Origin of the sequence: Streptomyces coelicoflavus (assembly GCF_003112555.1) — a bacterium.
Classification (GTDB): domain Bacteria; phylum Actinomycetota; class Actinomycetes; order Streptomycetales; family Streptomycetaceae; genus Streptomyces; species Streptomyces coelicoflavus.
Genome location: NZ_BEWB01000002.1, coordinates 833,333 through 850,129 on the forward strand (window position 1 = coordinate 833,333; position 16,797 = coordinate 850,129).

The 16,797-nt window shown below is 73.7% G+C and carries 18 protein-coding genes; 8 read left to right on the plus strand and 10 right to left on the minus strand.

Annotation, left to right across the window (positions count from 1 at the left end; translation table 11 throughout):
* Nucleotides 1-26: 26 nt before the first annotated feature.
* Entirely contained in the window at nt 27-758 is a 732-nt protein-coding gene (locus Sco07f_RS03880; RefSeq protein WP_108986938.1) for a bifunctional DNA primase/polymerase, read from the plus strand.
* Nucleotides 759-821: 63 nt separating this feature from the next.
* On the opposite strand, the gene Sco07f_RS03885 is transcribed toward Sco07f_RS03880, so the two are convergent.
* The 7 genes from Sco07f_RS03885 to Sco07f_RS03915 form a co-directional block, all read right to left on the minus strand.
* Nucleotides 822-1,811, minus strand: a complete 990-nt coding sequence (locus Sco07f_RS03885; protein ID WP_007390018.1) for an SCO2278 family lipoprotein — start codon at nt 1,809-1,811, stop codon at nt 822-824.
* Nucleotides 1,771-2,643, minus strand: coding sequence for an iron uptake transporter permease EfeU (gene efeU / locus Sco07f_RS03890; RefSeq protein ID WP_007390019.1), 873 nt, complete (start codon nt 2,641-2,643; stop codon nt 1,771-1,773). The genes Sco07f_RS03885 and efeU overlap by 41 nt, the downstream gene beginning before the upstream one ends.
* Nucleotides 2,644-2,645: 2 nt before the next feature.
* The gene (gene efeB / locus Sco07f_RS03895; protein WP_108986939.1) at nt 2,646-3,920 is read right to left on the minus strand and encodes an iron uptake transporter deferrochelatase/peroxidase subunit; all 1,275 of its coding nucleotides are present in this window, start codon (nt 3,918-3,920) and stop codon (nt 2,646-2,648) included.
* Nucleotides 3,921-3,936: 16 nt separating this feature from the next.
* A complete protein-coding gene (efeO, locus tag Sco07f_RS03900; RefSeq protein ID WP_108986940.1) occupies nt 3,937-5,091 on the minus strand; it encodes an iron uptake system protein EfeO in 1,155 nt (384 codons plus the stop codon).
* A gap of 243 nt (nt 5,092-5,334) precedes the next feature.
* On the minus strand, nt 5,335-6,180 hold the full coding sequence (locus Sco07f_RS03905; RefSeq protein ID WP_108986941.1) for a heme ABC transporter ATP-binding protein: 846 nt from the start codon (nt 6,178-6,180) through the stop codon (nt 5,335-5,337).
* Nucleotides 6,177-7,268, minus strand: coding sequence for a FecCD family ABC transporter permease (locus tag Sco07f_RS03910; protein WP_108986942.1), 1,092 nt, complete (start codon nt 7,266-7,268; stop codon nt 6,177-6,179). The genes Sco07f_RS03905 and Sco07f_RS03910 overlap by 4 nt, the downstream gene beginning before the upstream one ends.
* Nucleotides 7,265-8,329, minus strand: coding sequence for a heme/hemin ABC transporter substrate-binding protein (locus Sco07f_RS03915; RefSeq protein WP_167468004.1), 1,065 nt, complete (start codon nt 8,327-8,329; stop codon nt 7,265-7,267). Before Sco07f_RS03915 ends, Sco07f_RS03910 begins: the two co-directional genes overlap by 4 nt.
* A 69-nt stretch (nt 8,330-8,398) precedes the next feature.
* On the opposite strand from Sco07f_RS03915, the gene Sco07f_RS03920 reads away from it, so the two are divergent.
* From Sco07f_RS03920 to Sco07f_RS03935, 4 genes are read left to right on the plus strand one after another with little or no spacing between them, the layout of a single operon-like run.
* Nucleotides 8,399-9,838, plus strand: a complete 1,440-nt coding sequence (locus Sco07f_RS03920; protein ID WP_108986944.1) for an HtaA domain-containing protein — start codon at nt 8,399-8,401, stop codon at nt 9,836-9,838.
* A gap of 44 nt (nt 9,839-9,882) precedes the next feature.
* Nucleotides 9,883-11,505, plus strand: a complete 1,623-nt coding sequence (locus Sco07f_RS03925) for an HtaA domain-containing protein (protein ID WP_108986945.1) — start codon at nt 9,883-9,885, stop codon at nt 11,503-11,505.
* A gap of 41 nt (nt 11,506-11,546) precedes the next feature.
* Nucleotides 11,547-12,389: a hypothetical protein gene (locus Sco07f_RS03930; protein ID WP_167468005.1), complete on the plus strand. Its 843-nt coding sequence runs from the start codon at nt 11,547-11,549 to the stop codon at nt 12,387-12,389.
* Between the two features lie 8 nt (nt 12,390-12,397).
* Nucleotides 12,398-13,042: a PhzF family phenazine biosynthesis protein gene (locus Sco07f_RS03935; protein ID WP_054102082.1), complete on the plus strand. Its 645-nt coding sequence runs from the start codon at nt 12,398-12,400 to the stop codon at nt 13,040-13,042.
* A 1-nt stretch (nt 13,043) separates the two neighbouring features.
* Here Sco07f_RS03935 and Sco07f_RS03940 read toward each other — a convergent pair whose 3' ends face one another.
* Both Sco07f_RS03940 and map read right to left on the minus strand, forming a co-directional pair.
* Complete coding sequence (locus Sco07f_RS03940) at nt 13,044-13,691, minus strand: biliverdin-producing heme oxygenase (protein WP_108987087.1); 648 nt, start codon at nt 13,689-13,691, stop codon at nt 13,044-13,046.
* Nucleotides 13,692-13,823: 132 nt separating this feature from the next.
* Nucleotides 13,824-14,681 carry a type I methionyl aminopeptidase gene (gene map, locus Sco07f_RS03945; protein ID WP_007446079.1) on the minus strand — a complete coding sequence of 286 codons (858 nt, stop codon included), beginning with the start codon at nt 14,679-14,681 and terminating at the stop codon, nt 13,824-13,826.
* A 57-nt stretch (nt 14,682-14,738) separates the two neighbouring features.
* On the opposite strand from map, the gene Sco07f_RS03950 reads away from it, so the two are divergent.
* A complete protein-coding gene (locus Sco07f_RS03950) occupies nt 14,739-14,981 on the plus strand; it encodes a hypothetical protein (protein WP_054102083.1) in 243 nt (80 codons plus the stop codon).
* A gap of 86 nt (nt 14,982-15,067) precedes the next feature.
* Here the strand turns inward: Sco07f_RS03950 and Sco07f_RS03955 are convergent, their stop codons facing one another.
* Nucleotides 15,068-15,682 carry a hypothetical protein gene (locus Sco07f_RS03955; RefSeq protein WP_054102084.1) on the minus strand — a complete coding sequence of 205 codons (615 nt, stop codon included), beginning with the start codon at nt 15,680-15,682 and terminating at the stop codon, nt 15,068-15,070.
* A 131-nt stretch (nt 15,683-15,813) separates the two neighbouring features.
* Here Sco07f_RS03955 and npdG point away from each other — a divergent pair, with 131 nt between their 5' ends.
* Both npdG and Sco07f_RS03965 read left to right on the plus strand, forming a co-directional pair.
* Nucleotides 15,814-16,542 (plus strand): NADPH-dependent F420 reductase, encoded by a 729-nt coding sequence (npdG, locus tag Sco07f_RS03960; protein ID WP_007448898.1) that lies wholly within the window; start codon nt 15,814-15,816, stop codon nt 16,540-16,542.
* A gap of 53 nt (nt 16,543-16,595) precedes the next feature.
* Nucleotides 16,596-16,796 (plus strand): hypothetical protein, encoded by a 201-nt coding sequence (locus Sco07f_RS03965; protein WP_167468006.1) that lies wholly within the window; start codon nt 16,596-16,598, stop codon nt 16,794-16,796.
* Nucleotide 16,797: the final 1 nt, after the last annotated feature.

Consider the following 16,797-nt stretch of genomic DNA (forward strand, 5'->3'; position numbering starts at 1 on the left):
GCACGACGGCGAGGGCAAGGGGATAGATGAGCGCGGAGTTCGGCGGTCGGAGCGGTCTGCAGGGCAAACTCTCCTCGTGGCTGCGCGGACGCCGCCCCAAGGAGGCCGCCGGAGACGGTGGCCGGGAGGATCTGCTGCTCGCCACCGCCGGCGCGGGACTGCCCCTGGCGCCCGCCGCACACCCCGCCGGATACCGTTGCTCCTGCGACCGCGTGGGCTGTCCCACCCCGGCCCGGCACCCGGTGTCGTTCGCCTGGCAGACGCAGTCCACCACCGACCGCGCCCAGATCGAGCGCTGGGCCCGGCACCAGCCCGAGGCCAACTTCATCACCGCCACCGGCATGGTGCACGACGTCCTGGACGTACCGCTCCAGGCCGGGCGGGAGGCGCTGGAGCGGCTGCTCGCCGCCGGTGTCGAGGTCGGTCCGGTCGCCGAGAGCGACGACGGGCGCATGCTGCTGTTCACCCTCACCCGCGGCACCCCCGAGGACGAGGACGAGTGGTGGCCCTGCGAGCTGGACTGCCACCCCGAGACCATGGACGAGCACCCCGGCCTGCGCTGGCACTGCCGCGGTTCCTACGTGCTGGTGCCGCCGGCCCGGCTGCCCGGCGAGGACCGCACCGTGCACTGGGTACGCGGCCCCGAGCATCCGCTGCCGGACCCGCTGACCGTCCTGGAGACCCTCACCGACGCCTGCGCCCGGCACGTCGGCGAGGAGAGCGACCACCAGGGCGCCGCCTGGCCGCTGCGCCGCTGAGAGACCGCCGCGCCGTGAGGCCGCCGCTGCGCCGCCGAGAGCGCGCGGCGGGCGGGGCGGCGGCTACTCGCCCTTCGCCGCCGTCAGGCCCTGGACGCGGCCGAGTACCGACACCGGCCCGTCCGCCGGGTCGAGCGCCACTTCGTTGGAGACGAACTCCATCGTCAGCGACTGCTTGATCTCGCCGTCCGTCAGCGCCAGCACGTCCTTGTTCGGCGTCGGCACCGAGGCGCCCCGCGCGGCGGTCTGCTTCTCGAAGTGCCGGGTGGTGAAGAACACCAGCGCCCCGCCGTCCTTCGTCCGCAGCGCCAGCGGCGCGTAGTCGCCGTTCGTCAGCGGCTCGTCGATGTACTGCGTGGCCAGGCCGGGGCGGGTCGACCGCTTCTCGCGCAACGCCCGCCAGGAACTGGTGTGCGTCCCGTCCGCGAAGGTCTTGCCGCCGTCCTGCAGATACGTCGTGTAGTCCTTGCTCAGCTCGCCCGGCGGAATGCTCACGTCCGCCGCGTTCGCGGGAACCGCCTCCGCCCAGCCGTCCGCGTCGGTCTTGAACTCGGGCACCTTGCCGGGGGCGACCAGGGTCAGGTACGCCGCCTCCCAGGTGTCCTTCAGACCGTCCCGGGTGAACACCAGCAACCAGCGCGCGTCGCCGCCCTTGTTGGCCTTGGTGTCCGCGACGAACCAGCGCGGCCAGCCCGCCTTCGCCGGGATGGTGAACTTCGCGTCGGTCAGCTCCAGCGGCGTGTGCGTCGGATTGCCGTCCGGATGGTTGGCCGCCCCCGCCTCCAGCCGTGCCGAGTCGATCGCCGCGAGGGCTCCCGTCGTGCGGTCGGCGTCCAGCTCGGCGTCGTACGCCTTGTCCGCCTCGTTGTACGCGGTGGTGAACTGCTCCAGCGCCTTCGCGGCCTCGGCCCGGGTGGCCGAGGGGAGCACCTCGCGCTCGCCGTGCACCACCACGCATCCGCTCGCCGCCAACGACAACGCGGTCGCCGAGGCGGATATGAGCGCGCACTTCTCAAGCCTGCGGGGCCTTCGAGGGCCGCGATCCTGGCTCATCAGGTTCCTTCACCTTCCCCTTCCCGGAGGCGAACCCTACCGGGGCGAGGAAGAGCGCGAGTGTCGGGACCAGGTACAGCAGCCACACCGTGACCTGGAGGACGGTCGGATCGGGCTGGAAGTTGAACACGCCCTTGAGCAGGGTGCCGTACCAGCTCGACGGATCGACCGTGTTGCTGATGTCGAAGGCCAGGTTCGTCAGCCCCGGCACCAGGTCCGCCTCCTGGAGGTCGTGCACCCCGTACGCCAGGACGCCCGCCGCCACGACGACCAGCATGCCGCCGGTCCAGGTGAAGAACCTGGCGAGGTTGATGCGCAGCGCGCCCCGGTAGAACAGCCAGCCGAGCAGCACCGCCGTGGCCAGTCCCAGGGCCACGCCGATCAGCGGGCGCGGGGTGCCGTCGCTCGCCGCGTGCACCGACGCCCACACGAACAGCGCCGTCTCCAGACCCTCCCGGCCGACCGCCAGGAACGCGGTGGCCACCAGCGCGCCGGTGCCCATCGCGAGGGCCGCGTCCAGCCTGCCGTGCAGCTCCGCCTTCAGGTGCCGGGCGGTGCGGCGCATCCAGAAGACCATCCACGTCACCAGGACCACGGCCAGGATGGACAGCGAACCGCCCAGCGCCTCCTGCGCCTTGAACGTCAGCTCCTGCGAGCCGAACTCCAGCGCGCAGCCGAAGCCGAACGCGATGGCGACGGCGACGGCGATGCCCGCCCAGATGGGCTTCAGGGCGTCCCGGCGGCCCGTCTTGACCAGATAGGCGATCAGGATGCAGACGACGAGGGAGGCCTCCAGGCCCTCGCGCAGTCCGATCAGGTAGTTGGAGAACACGGTTACGCCTCCTTGCCGAACAGCGTGCTGCCCCACCAGTCGTCCGCGTCGCGGACCCCGGGCGGCACGGCGAAGACCGCCGAACCCACGTGCTGGATGTACTCGTTGAGCGCGTCCGTCGCCAGATTGCGCTGCACGGGGATGAAGCCCTCGCGCACGTCGCGCTGGTAGGCGAGGAAGAACAGACCGGCGTCCAGGCGGCCCAGACCGTCCGTACCGTCGGTGAAGGAGTAGCCGCGGCGCAGCAGCGTCGCGCCGCCGTTGGAGTCGGGGTGCGCGAGCCGGACGTGCGCGTCGGGCTTCATCGCCTTCAGGAACGGCTCGTCGCGTTCCTTCGCCCTGCCGACCGGGGCGCCCTCGCCCTTGTCGCGGCCGAACACGTCCTCCTGCTCCTGGAGGGAGGTACGGTCCCAGGTCTCGATGTGCATGCGGATGCGGCGGGCGACGAGGTAGGAGCCGCCCGCCATCCAGTCCGAGCCGTCCTTCGCGGCGGCCCAGACGAACTTCTCCAGCCGGTCCCGCTCCGTGCCCGCGATGTTGCGGGTGCCGTCCTTGAAGCCGAGCAGGTTGCGCGGCGTCTGCTCGTCGGGCGTCGTGGACGAGGTCTTGCCGAAGCCGAGCTGCGACCAGCGCACGACGACCTTGCCGAAGCCGATGCGGGCGAGGTTGCGGATCGCGTGCACCGCGACCTGCGGGTCGTCCGCGCAGGCCTGGACGCACAGGTCGCCGCCGCTGCGGGCCCTGTCGAGGTTGTCGCCGGGGAACTTCGGCAGGTCGGCCAGGGCCTCGGGGCGCCGGTCGGCGAGGCCGAACTTCGCGAAGAGGGAGGGGCCGAAGCCGATGGTGAGGGTCAGCCGGGAGGGCTTGAGGCCCAGCGCCTCACCGGTGTCGTCCGGCGGGGCCTCGGGCAGCCCGCCGTAGGCGCCCTCGCCCACCGCGTGCCCTGCGGTCATCGCGCGGGCCGCCGCCGTCCACTCCTTGAGCAGCGCGACGAACGCGGCCCGGTCCTCCGTCGTCACGTCGAACGCCGCGAAGTGCAGCCGGTCCTGCACCGGTGTGGCGATGCCCGCCTGGTGCGCGCCGTGGAAGGGGACGGCGGCGCCCGCGTCGGCACCGGCCGGGTCCGCGTCGTCGCCGGTGCGGTCCATCGCGACCGCCCCGCCGGCCGCCGCGGCGGCGCCGAGCGCGAGGCCCGCGCCGCCCCAGCCGATCAGCGCCCGCCGGGAGGGGGCGGGACCCTTATCGGGGGCGGGGCCGGGGGGCTCGGTGTCCGTCATCGTCGTCTCCCCGCGCCTACTTGGTGACCACGGCCGCGGCGAGCTTGGACAGCGGCTCCGCCAGCGCGTTGACCGCGTCCGACAGCTCCTTGCGGTCCGCCTTGCCGACCTTGTCGTAGGAGGTGAACTCGTACGAGGCGGTGCTCGGGCGGTACCGGTCGAGCAGCTTGTTCAGCGCCCCGAACTGGCGGTCCAGCTCCTTCGTCAGCGCCGCGTCGTTCTCCTTCGCGACCGGCTTCAGCAGCTCGTACGACTTCTGCGCGCCCTCCACGTTGGCCTTGAAGTCGACCAGGTCGGTGTGCGAGTAGCGCTCCTCCTCGCCGGTGACCTTGCCGGTGGCGACCTCGTCGAGGAGCTCCTTGGCGCCGTTGGCCATGGAGGTGGGGGTGATGTCCGCCTTGCCGACCCGGTTCTGCCAGTCCTTCAGGTCGGTGACCAGCGTGGCGGCCAGCTCCTTCTCCCGGTCGCCGATCTGGCCGTCCTGCCACAGCGCCTTCTCCAGGCGGTGCCAGCCGGTCCAGTCGGTCGCCGGGTCCTGGCCCTCCTCGAGACCGTCCTCGCGGACGTCGACCTTCGGGTCGATGTCGCCGAAGGACTCCGCGACCGGCTCGGTGCGCTCCCAGCCGATGCGGGAGGGGGCGTACGCCTTCTTCGCGGCCTCCAGGTCACCGGCCTCGACGGCCTTCGCGAACGCCTCGGCCTTCGGCAGGGTCTCGTCGGCCTGCGCCTGCACGTACTGGCGGTAGGCGGCCACGGCCTCGTCCAGGCGCGGGTCGCGCTCGGCCGCCTTGCCGCCGGTGGCCTTCACGTCCTGGCGGATGCCCTTGCCCTTCATGCCGGGCTTGCACGCGATCCGGTAGTCGCCGGCCTTCACCTCGGCGGTGACCCGCTGCTTGGTGCCGGGGCCGATGTTCTCCCGCTCGGTGACCACCCGGTCGTCGGGGAAGAGGAGGTAGACCTCGGTGACCTTGGAGCCCTTGTTCTCGATGGCGAGTTCGACGTGCCCGGCCGGGAACTCCTTCTTCGACACCTCGCACTTGTCGTCCGTCGCCGTCACCGCGACGACGTGCTCGCCGTCCTCGGCGCCGCTCTTCTCCGTGCAGCCCGTGACTGCTGCCAGGGCCGCGGCGGTTGCGACGGCGGTGACGGCGGTGAGTCTGGCGGCTCGCATGCGGGGCTCCAAGGGTGGCCGAAAGTGCGCGTGACGGGCCTCACAGGGAAGGTGAGGCTGGCCTAACATACCTAAGGATTTCCTAAGTAAAACCCGTCGATACGGTGATCCGAATCTCATGGACGGTGTATGAGCACGGGCCGGTCACGGTGGCTCAATGACGTGCCCATAGGGAGGTCAAAAGGGCGTCAAAGACGAGCGTCGGCGGCGCCCGGCGGGTGGCGGAGCGGGGGGGGGAGCGCGTCACGGTGCGCGGCGCGGGAGGACGAGAAGCGCCCCGGTGCGCGGGTGCGGGAACACCTCCACCGGCTGGTCGTAGACCTCCGACAGCAGCCCCTCGGCGAACACCTCGGCCGGGGGACCGTCGGTCGCGATCCCGCCCGAGCGCAGGATCGCCACCCGGTCCGCGTACGCCGCCCCCAGCGCGAGGTCGTGCAGGACGACGACCACCGCGTCCCCGGCCCGCGCCCGTTCCCGGCACAGCCGCAGCACGAGTTCCTGGTGCCTGAGGTCCAGGGCCGCGGTCGGCTCGTCCAGCAGCAGCAGGGGAGCGCGCTGCGCGAGGACGCGGGCGAGGGCCACCCGGGCCCGCTCTCCGCCGCTGAGCGCCGAGAACGGGCGCCCGGCGAACCCGGTCACCTCCGTGCGCGCCATCGCCTCGGCCACCGCCGCGTCGTCCTCCCCCTCCCGGTCACCGCCCGCCCAGGGCGCCCGGCCCATCCGGACCACCTCCTCCACCGCGAACGGGAAGGACAGCGACGCCGCCTGGGGCAGCACCGCCCGGCGCAGCGCGAGTTCGGGCGCCGACCAGTGCGACACCGGGCGGCCGTGGACGCGTACGACGCCCCCGGCGGCCGGGACGTCGGCGGCCAGCGCGCCCAGCAGGGTGGACTTGCCCGCCCCGTTGGGGCCGACCAGGGCCAGCAGCTCGCCCGCGCGGACCCGCACGTCCACGCCGTCGAGGACCGGCCGCCCGCCGAGGTGCACGCGCACTCCCTCGGCCTCGGCGAGGACGTCGCCCGGCGCGGCCGGGGGCGGCGGCACCGGACGGGACGACGGCATGAACCGCGTCAGTTTCAGCCCTGTCATGCCCAGCCTCCCTGCCTGCGCCGGGTGCGGCGCAGCAGCCAGAAGAAGAACGGGCTGCCCAGCAGCGCCGTCAGTACGCCCAGCGGCAGTTCGGCCGGCTCCGCGACCGTGCGGGCCGCCAGGTCGGCCGCGAGCAGCACCAGCGCGCCCAGCAGCGCGCTGCCCGGGACCAGGAACCGGTGCCCGGGACCCGCCGCCATCCGCAGCAGATGCGGGACGACGAGCCCGACGAAGCCGATGACACCGGCCACGCTCACCGCCGCCGCCGTCAGCAGCGCGATCACCAGCACCAGCACGATCCGCAGCCGCTCCACGTCCACGCCCAGGTGCCGGGCCGGACGTTCACCGAGCGCGAGCAGGTCGAGCCGGCGCGCGTACAGCGGGGCGAGCCCGAGTCCGAGCGCCGCGCACGGCAGGACCGCCAGCACCTTCGGCCAGGTCGCCTGGGCGAGCGAACCCAGCTGCCAGAAGGTGATCTGGTTGACCGCCGCCGTGTCCGCGAAGAACAGGAACAGCCCGATCAGCGCCCCCGCGAAGGCGTTCACCGCGATGCCCGTCAGGATCAGCGTGACGACCTCCGTGCGGCCGCCCGAGCGGGACATCGCGTACACCACCAGGACCGTCACGAGTCCGGAGGCGAAGGCGAAGACGGACACCGTCCAGGTACCGAGGAAGTTCAGGCCGAACGCGATGGCGCCGACCGCGCCGACCGCCGCGCCGGAGGAGACGCCGATGACGCCCGGCTCGGCCAGCGGATTGCCGAACACGCCCTGCATCAGCGCGCCCGCGCAGCCCAGCGAGGCGCCGACGAGGAGGGCGAGCACGATCCTGGGAAAGCGCACGTTCCACAGCACCGACTCGGCCACCCGGTCCAGTTCCGTGCCGCCGAGCCCGGTCCGGTGCAGCAGCGAGCCGAGCACGTCGCCGACCGGGATCGGATAGGCACCGGTGCCGGCCGCGACCGGGACGAGGACCAGGAGTCCGGCGGCGACGGCCGCGGTCAGCAGCCAGGCGGTGGTGCGCCGGGCGCGGGGCGCGGCCGGGTCCGCGGGCGTCCGGGGAGTGGCGGGCTTGTCCAGTACGGTCACTCGGCGCCGTCCTCGCCGTACAGCTGTGCCACGACCGACTCGAGCACCTGGTCGGTGCGCGGGCCGTAGTTGAGGAGTACGCCGTCCTCGACGGAGACGACGCGGCGGTCCATCCCGGCCGGGGTCTGGGCGATGCCGGGGATCTTCACCAGCCCGTCGACGCCGCCGACGGATTCGAGGCCCTTGCTCATCACGAGGATCGCGTCCGGCGCGGCCTTGACCAGGGCCTCGCTGGTGATGGCGGTGAAGTCCTTGTCCAGGCCGGAGGCGGCCCCGGCGTCCACCGCCCCGGCCGCCTCGATCAGCGAACCGGCCCCGGAGTCCGCGCCGCCGATCAGGTAGACGGAGGCCGAGCCGCGCAGGTACAGGAAGGCGACGCGGGGCTTGTCCCCGTGCGGAACGTCCCCCCGCACGGCCGCGATCCGCTGCTCGGAGCGCCGGGTCAGCTCCTTCCCGGCCGACGGTACGCCGAGCGCGTCGGCGACGGCCTCGATGCGCGGGCCCACGTCGTCCAGCCCCTTCGCCGCCTCGACGAAGAGCACCGGGACCCCGGCGGCGCGGATCTGGCCCACCGCCTCCTCGGGGCCCGTGGTGGTCTCGGCGATCACCAGGTCGGGCTTCAGGGCCAGCACACTCTCGGCGGAGACGTCGTGACCCCGGGTCACCACGGGGAGCCCGGCCGCCTGTTCGAAGGTGGCGGTGACGTCGCGGGCGACGACCCGGTCGCCGAGTCCGAGGGTGAAGACGATCTCGCTGAGGCTGCCGGAGAGAGGGACGATCCGCCCGGCCCGTTCGACCGTCACCCGCTCGCCGTCGGCGGAGCGGACGGTCACCGGGAGCCGCGGTTCGGTGCTCTTCGCGAGCGGCTCGACCCGGTTCGCGACGGGCTCCCCCGCGGGGGCGGCCCGCGAGTTGCCGCCGTCGCCGCCGGACGCGGCCTCGGAGGAGCCTCCGCATCCGGTCGCGGTCAGGGTGAGGGCGAGCACGGACAGCAGTGCTCCCGCCAGTCGGTTGCGCAAGCGTCGCACGGTTCCGTCCCGTCCTTTCGGCGACTGCCCCATCGGGCTCGATAGAGCTTAGGTTAGCCTTACCTTGCTTCGCTACCGGCCCCCCGATCCGGAGGACTTCGCATGCCCGCCCGTCTTCGCGCCCTGGTCACCGTGGTGTGCGCGGCCGTCCTCGGCGCCCTGCTGCCCGTGACCGCCGCACACGCCGAGAGCAGACCCGTGCAGGGCGGACGGCTCGACTGGGGCATCAAGTCCTCCTTCCAGAGCTACGTCACCGGGCCGGTGGCCAAGGGGAGTTACTCCCTCACCCGGGGAGCGGCGACCGTCGGGGACAGCGCCTTCCGCTTCCACTCGGCGACCGGCACCTACGACGCCGCCACCGGCGCCTTCCGCGCCGCCTTCTCCGGCGGCGTGCACTTCCTCGGCCACCGCACCGGCACCGGCGCCCACCGGCTCGACCTCACCCTCAGCCGTCCCACCGTGAGCATCTCCGGCTCCACCGGCACGCTCCACGTGGACGTCGTCAGCAGGGCGAAGGACACCGGGGCGGTCACGACGTCCCGTCAGGTGCCCTTCGCCTCCCTCTCCCTCGGCGGCATCGACATGCGGGGCGGCGGCGGCACCGTCGCCCTGAACAACGTCCCCGCCACCCTCACCGCCGAGGGCGCCCGGTCCTTCGCCGGGTACTACACCGCCGGCACCGCGCTGGACCCGGTGAGCCTGTCCGCCGACGTGAAGGCGCCCGCGTCGCGGCAGGACACGCGGCCGTCGGACACCCCCGCACCGTCCGCCGGGTCGCCGGAGCCCACGAAGACGTCGGGCGGCGCGATCCGGGACGGCGCCGTCGACTGGGGCGTGCGCCGCACCTTCCGCGAGTACGTCACCGGCGACATCGCCGACGGCACGTGGGCCCTCACCGCGGGCGCCCGGGACGGCGGCGCGCTGTTCCGCTTCCCCGGCGGCGAGGGGACGTACGAGGACGGCGGCCTCACCGCCGCCTTCGAGGGCACGGTCCGCTTCACCGGCGCCCACGGCCTCGACCTGAGCCTCGGCAACGTACGGACCGTCGTCGAGGACGGCCGGGGCACGCTGTACGCCGACGTGACGAGCCCGGACGTCAAGGAGCGGAAGGTGCCCCTGGTCACCTTCACCGCGGGCGACCTGAAGCCGGCCGGCGGCCTGGTGAAGGTCACCGAGGCCCCCGCGAAGCTCACCGCGCGCGGTGCCGAGGCCTTCGGCGGCATGTACCGGGCGGGCACCGAGATGGACCCGGTCTCCCTCGCCGTCGCGCTCACCGCCGACGCGCGGCTGCCCGCCCTGCCCGACCTCGGCAGCCGGCCCACGCCGAGTGCGAGCCCGCGGCCCGACAAGACCGGCGCCGGCACCTCCGCCGCCCCCGTCGCGAGCACCACCGACGACGACGGCTTCCCCGCACTTCCCGTCTCCCTCGCGGCCGGCGCCCTGCTGCTGGCGGCCACGGCCCTCGTGGCCGTCGCCCTCCGCAGGCGCCGCGCCCGGCCCACCGCGTCCGCCGATTCGCCGGCGGGCCCGGACCAGGGCTGAACACCCCCGACACCAGCCCGACACCACTCAAGGAGAACCGAGTCATGCCCGTCAGACGACGCCGCTCCACCGCACTCGCCGCCGCCGTGACCACGGCCGCCGCCCTCGGCGCGACCGCCCTCGCCACGCTGGGCGGCGCCGCCGCCGCCTCGGCCGCCGGATCCCCGCTCTCCGACTACGAGTTGACGTGGGGCATCAAGCAGTCCTACCGGACGTACGTCGGCATGTTCGGCACCTTCACCACCTCGGAGGGCGCCACCCAGGCCGCCGGGAACGGCGCGTTCACCTTCACCGAAGGCACCGGCACCTACGACCGCACGACGAACGCCGTCGACCTCGGCTTCCGGGGCAGGCTGGTGAGCGCCTCCGCCGCGCACGGCTTCGAGGTCACCCTCACCGACGTGCGCTTCGACAGCGGCGCCGGTGAGATCACCGCCGACGTGACGACGGTCGACACCTCCGGCGCGACGCCCGTCAAGAAGGGCGACGACGTGCCGCTGGCCAAGGTCGCCGTGACCCGCGCGATGACCGACATGGCGACCACCCTCACCACCGAGGCGGGCGAGTACCTCGGCAGCGCGGGCTACGCGGGCGCCGCCGGAGACCCGCTGACGGTCGTCAAGAAGACGCCGGAGCCGACCACCGGTCCGAGCACGGAACCCACCACCGGTCCGAGCACGGAGCCGACCACCGGTCCGAGCACGGAGCCCTCCACCGACCCGACCGGCCCGGAGCCGACCGGGACCGACTCCACCGAACCCGGGCCGACCGACCCGCAGACCACGCCCGCCACCCAGGACCCGAGCCCCACGGCGAGCACGAGCGCCTCGCCCTCGGCCCCCGCGAGCGCGGCCCCCGCCAAGGGAGAGATCGCCGACGGCACCCTGGGCTGGGGCGTCAAGGAGTCCTTCCGTTCCTACGTCGTCGGCAACATCGCCAAGGGCAAGGTCACCGTCTCCGGCGGTGCCGTCCAGGCGGCCGGGAACGGCGCGTTCACCTTCAAGGACGCCACCGGCACCTACGACACGGACGCCGACAGGCTGACCGCCACCTTCCAGGGCGCCGTCAACTTCAAGGGCCACGAGTCGGGCGGCACCTACGGCCTCGACCTGACCCTGAGCAACCTCAAGGCCACCCTCGACGGCGGCACCGGCACCCTCACCGCCGACGTGAACAGCCTCGGCACGCGGACCGAGGGCGTGGTCCTGGCCGACCTCGAGGCGAAGTCCGGCGACCTGAAGGCCGACAAGAACGTCATCACGGTCGACGGCATCGCCGCCACCGTCACCGACGCCGGTGCCAAGGTCTTCGGCAACTACCCGGCCGGCACGGCCCTCGACCCGGTCGGCCTCTCGGTGGCGCTGAGCGACGACGCCCGACTGCCGGACGGCGGCGGCCCGGACACGTCCGGCGGCACGGGCGGCGGCTCCGGCACGGCGGGCGGCTCCGCCGGCGGGGGCGCGGGCACCGCCGGAGGCACCGGATCGACCGTGGGCGGCACCGGCACGACCACCGGCGGTTCCATCGGCGGCGGCAGCCTCGCCTCCACCGGCTCGGACCTGCCCGGCCCGGCGCTGGGCGCGGCGGCCGGTGTCGCGGTCGTGGCCGGCGCGGGCGCGGTGTACGCGACGCGCAGGCGGCGGACCCAGGCGCGGTCCGCCGAGTAATCCCTTGCGGGCCGGGGCGGTCCGCGCCCGATACTGGCCGTATGGAACGGGCGGTGCGGGAAGCGACGACTGGGGGACCCCTGGTCCTGGACGTCCGGGGCCGCCCCGGCCCACCGCCGCTGCGATTCGTCCGGGCCCGGGACGGCGGCCCGCCCACGCTCCACCTGGGCGACCGCCCCCTCACCCGGGCCCGCTGGCACGGCGGCGGCTGCTGCCGCGAGCTGCACCTGCGCCGCCTGCCCGGGTACCGCTCCCCGCTGCCACCGCCGCGCGCCGCGTCGATGCGGGACCCGGCCGCCGACTGGCGCCACCGCTGCGCCCGTCGGCTGGAGGACAGCCCCCACGGCCCGCTGCACGACGGACGCTGGTCGCTCACCGCACGCGCGTCGTTCGCCCCCGGCATCTGGACCGAGGACTTCGTACGGGACTGGCCCGACACCGTCCTCGAACTGCTCTGCGGCGGCGGCTGGCACGGTGTCCTGCCGCTGCGCCCGCTCTCGCCCCCCGGCGCGCCGCGCGTGAAGGCGTACCGCAAGCACGCCCGGGACGGCACCCTCGCCCCGGTCCTGCTGTGGTGGGTGTCGTTCCTCGACGGCTGGCTGATCCTGGACGGCCACGACCGGGCCGTGGCGGCACTGGCGGAGGGCACCGAACCGGCCTGCGTGATACTCGCCCGGCTGCCGGACGAGTCGGAGTGGCGCCGGACCGCCGACGCGGTCGCCGAGGGGCACGCGGAGCGGATGTCCCGGCTGTCGGAGCGCCCCGCCGGACCGGGGACCGAACGCCAACGCGCCGCCCTGGAACGCGGGTACACGGACGCGCTCGCCACCCTCCCGTACGACGAGGCCCCCACCCCGCTCTGGCCGCCCGCGGACGATGCTTGAATGCCCCGGTGACCGACTACGACGTACTGCGGGTCTTCTGCGCGCCCAACGGCGGATACGGCAACGAACTGGGCGTCGTCCGGGACGGATCCGTGCTGCCGGAGCCCGAGCGGCGGCAGGAGCTGGCCGCCAAACTCGGCTTCAGCGAAACCGTGTTCGTCGACGACCCGGAGCGCGGCGTCGTCGACATCTACACGCCCACCCTGCGCCTGCCCTTCGCCGGGCACCCCTGCGTCGGCACCGCCTGGCTGCTCGACGTGCCCGAACTCGTCACGCCGGCCGGGGTGGTGGGCGCCCGGCTGGACGGCGAGTTCAGCTGGATCGAGGCCCGCCCGGAGTGGGCCCCGCCGCGCACCTTGCGCCAGTACGCCACCGTCGCCGAGGTCGACGACCTCGCGGTGCCGCCGCCCGGGGAGTGGATCTATGCCTGGGCGTGGGAGGACGAGGCGGCGGGCCGGGTGCGGGCCCGCGCCTTCCCCGGCCGCGACGACGGCATCCACGAGGACGAGGCGACGGGCGCGGCGGCGCTGCTGCTGACCGGACGGCTGGGCCGCGCCCTCAACATCACCCAGGGCGTCGGCTCCCAGATCCTCACCGCACCGCAGCCCGAGGGCTGGGTCGAGATCGGCGGTCGGGTACGCCTGGAGCGGTGACTCAGGCGGACAGCGGGAACTCCTCGCCCAGCGCCCGGAAGACCGCCGTGTTCAGGGCGAAGGCGCGCTTGCACTCGGCGACGACCCGCTGCTTCTCCAGGTCGTCCGCGCGGATGCCGTCCAGCAGTTCGCGGTACTCCCGCTTGAAGGCGGCCGGGTTGGTGATCTCCTCGAAGACGTAGAAGCGGACCCCGTCGCCCTTCCTGGCGAAGCCCCAGGTCCGCTCGGCCTTGTCGCGGATGATCTGCCCGCCCGACAGGTCGCCGAGGTAGCGCGTGTAGTGGTGGGCGACGTACCCCGCCGGCCACTCCTCGGCGCACTCGCGCACCCGGGCCGCGTACGCCTCGGTCGCGGGCAGGGCGGTCAGCCCCGTGCGCCAGTCCGCGCCGCGCAGGTGCGCCAGGTCCCGCTCCAGCGACGCCAGCCGCATCAGCTCCGGCCGGACGAACGGCCCGGCCACCGGGTCCGACGCCAGCCGGCCGGCCCCGGCCTCCAGGGCCTCGTAGACGAACCACAGCTGCTCGGTGTAGCGCGCGTAGGCGTCCACGCCGAGGCGCCCGCCCAGCAGGTCGCTCATGAACGTCGAGGTCTCCGCCTCCACGTGCTGCTCGTGGGAGGCGGTGCGGATGAGCGTCGAGAAGGAGTCCATGGCCATGATTTTCTATGGTTAGGCTTACCTAAGTCAATAGGTTTGCCGACGGTCTGTCGGTAAAAGCGTACCCGCCGGGACGCGAAACGGCCCGCCCTCCGGGGAGAGCGGGCCGTCCAGGGGTGTCCGAGGTCAGGGCAGCGTGAGGATCTCCGCGCCCGAGTCCGTCACCACCAGCGTGTGCTCGAACTGCGCGGTCCGCCTGCGGTCCTTCGTCACGACCGTCCAGCCGTCGTCCCACATGTCGTACTCGTGGGTGCCGAGCGTCAGCATCGGCTCGATCGTGAAGGTCATGCCGGGCTGGATCACGGTCGTCGCGTGCGGGCTGTCGTAGTGCGGGACGATCAGCCCCGAGTGGAACGAGGAGTTGATGCCGTGGCCGGTGAAGTCCCGCACCACCCCGTACCCGAACCGCTTCGCGTACGACTCGATGACCCGGCCGATGATGTTGATCTGCCGGCCCGGCTTGACCGCCTTGATCGCGCGGGCCAGCGACTCCCGGGTCCGCTCGACCAGCAGCCGGCTCTCCTCGTCCACCTCGCCGACCAGGTACGTCGCGTTGTTGTCGCCGTGCACCCCGCCGATGTACGCCGTCACGTCCAGGTTCACGATGTCGCCGTCGCGCAGCACCGTGGAGTCGGGGATGCCGTGGCAGATGACCTCGTTGACCGAGCTGCACAGGGACTTGGGGTAGCCCCGGTAGCCGAGCGTGGACGGGTAGGCGCCGTGGTCGCACATGTACGCGTGCGCCACCCGGTCCAGTTCGTCCGTCGTCACACCGGGTGCGATGTGCTTCGCGGCCTCCTCCATCGCCCGCGCCGCGATCCGCCCGGCCACGCGCATCGCCTCGATCGTCTCGGGCGTCTGCACCTCCGGTCCGGTGTACGGCGTCGGCGCGGGTTTGCCGACGTACTCGGGCCTGCGGATGTTTCCGGGCACGGAACGGGTGGGGGACAGCTCCCCTGGGACGAGCAGCGACTGGCCAGACATGCAGCGAGTCTAACCAGCACGCATGGGGGAACATGTCCGTGGCGGAAGGAGCTGTCCATGGCCCTGTTCAAGAAGCGCACGGTCGGCAAACCGGGCGAGTGGTACTACTGCCTGGAGCACCAGAAGGTCGAGGAGGGCCCGGACTGCCCGGGCAAGGACCGCTTCGGACCGTACGCCTCCCGCACCGAGGCCGAGCACGCGATGCAGACGGCCCGCGAGCGCAACCTCGAGTGGGAGAACGACCCCAAGTGGCACGACGCCTCCCCGACGGGAAGCGCCGACGGCGACCGGGACGACTGAGCACACGCGGAGCCGGCCGGCCACGCGCGGACCCGCGAGCGCGGCCGTGCCGCCCGCCCGGACCCTGCCGAGCCGCGGGCCCCGGGTCACCACCCCGACGGCGGCGGGGCCGTCAGGTGGTCGGCCAGGCGGGACAGGCGGTCGCGGAAGCGGCGGCGGCCCCGGGGCGGCGGCACCGCGTTCTCCCCGGCCGAGGCGCTGACCAGGTGCTGGACCGTGTCCAGGTCCAGCTCGGCGCCGTCCGGGACGGTCAGCGTCTCGTGCGCCATCGCCGTCAGCTCGCGCTCGCCCGGTGCGCGGTCGGTGCCCAGCGCCAGCACCGTCGCCCCGGCCCGGCGGGCGTCGTGCACCCGCTCCAGGAGCCCGGCGCCCGGATCGTCGGGCGTCACCACGAGCAGCGTCTCCCCGCGCCGGGCCGCCGCCAGCCGACCCAGGCCGACCGCGAGGTGCGCCGGGTCCGACGGGCGCGCTCCGTGCCGTACCAGCGTGGGCGCCAGCTCCGGCGTCCCCGACCAGGCGGCCTCGTCCACCAGGTGCGCCGCCAGGTGCCAGGGCTCGTACCCCGCGGTGCCCACCAGCAGCAGACCGCCACCGTGCGGGACCACCGACCCCCGCAGCGCCCCCGCGAAGGACCGGGTGGCCCCCAGCCACTCGGTCCCGGCGAGCACTTCCCGCAGCAGCGCGACCCGTACGGCGTCCATGCCGCCGCATCCTGCCGCAACCCCGCGCGCGCGGTCCGGCGTTCGCCCCGGATTCACCCGCCCCGGGGACCGCCTCCCACCGGCCGGGACCCGTACCCCTGAGCCGGCCCCCGCGGACGTAGGGTCGCCCCATGACCTCTACCGACAGTGCGGACAGCGCCGCACAGAAGGCCCCCGCCAAGGCTCCGGCCAAGGATCCCTGGGACCTGCCCGACGTCTCCGGGCTGGTGGTCGGCGTGCTCGGCGGCACCGGGCCCCAGGGCAAGGGCCTCGCGTACCGCCTCGCCAAGGCCGGCCAGAAGGTGATCGTCGGCTCCCGCGCCGCCGAGCGCGCCGTGGCCGCCGCCGAGGAGATCGGGCACGGCGTCGAGGGCGCCGACAACGCCGAGACCGCCCGCCGCAGCGACGTCGTGATCGTCGCCGTACCGTGGGACGGCCACGCCAAGACCCTCGAGTCCCTGCGCGGGGAACTGTCCGGCAAGCTCGTCGTGGACTGCGTCAACCCGCTCGGCTTCGACAAGAAGGGCGCCTACGCGCTCAAGCCCGAGGAGGGCAGCGCCGCCGAGCAGGCCGCCGCCCTGCTGCCGGACAGCCGGGTCGCCGCCGCCTTCCACCATCTCTCGGCGGTCCTCCTCCAGGACCCGGAGATCGACGAGATCGACACCGACGTGATGGTGCTCGGCGAGGAGCGGGCCGACGTGGAGATCGTGCAGGCCCTCGCGGGCCGCATCGCCGGTATGCGCGGCGTCTTCGCCGGGCGGCTGCGCAACGCCCACCAGGTCGAGTCGCTGGTCGCCAACCTGATCTCCGTCAACCGCCGCTACAAGGCACACGCCGGGCTCCGCGTCACGGACGTATGAGGCGATGGGGGACACTGGTCGGTACCAGTGTCCCCCCGACAGGAGCCGTTCCCATGCCCCGCCTCGCCCTCTACGCCCTGGTCGTCTGCGTACTCGCCGTGGCCGCCGCCGTCGTCTCCTTCGTGCGGGGCAGCGTGCTGATCGGCGTCGTGTGGGTGCTGCTGTCGGGGCTGTCGTCCAACATGTGCTGGTACTACGTCAAGCGCGGCCGGGACGCCCGGCGTGCCGCGTCCTCCCCGTCCGTCACCGGCTGAG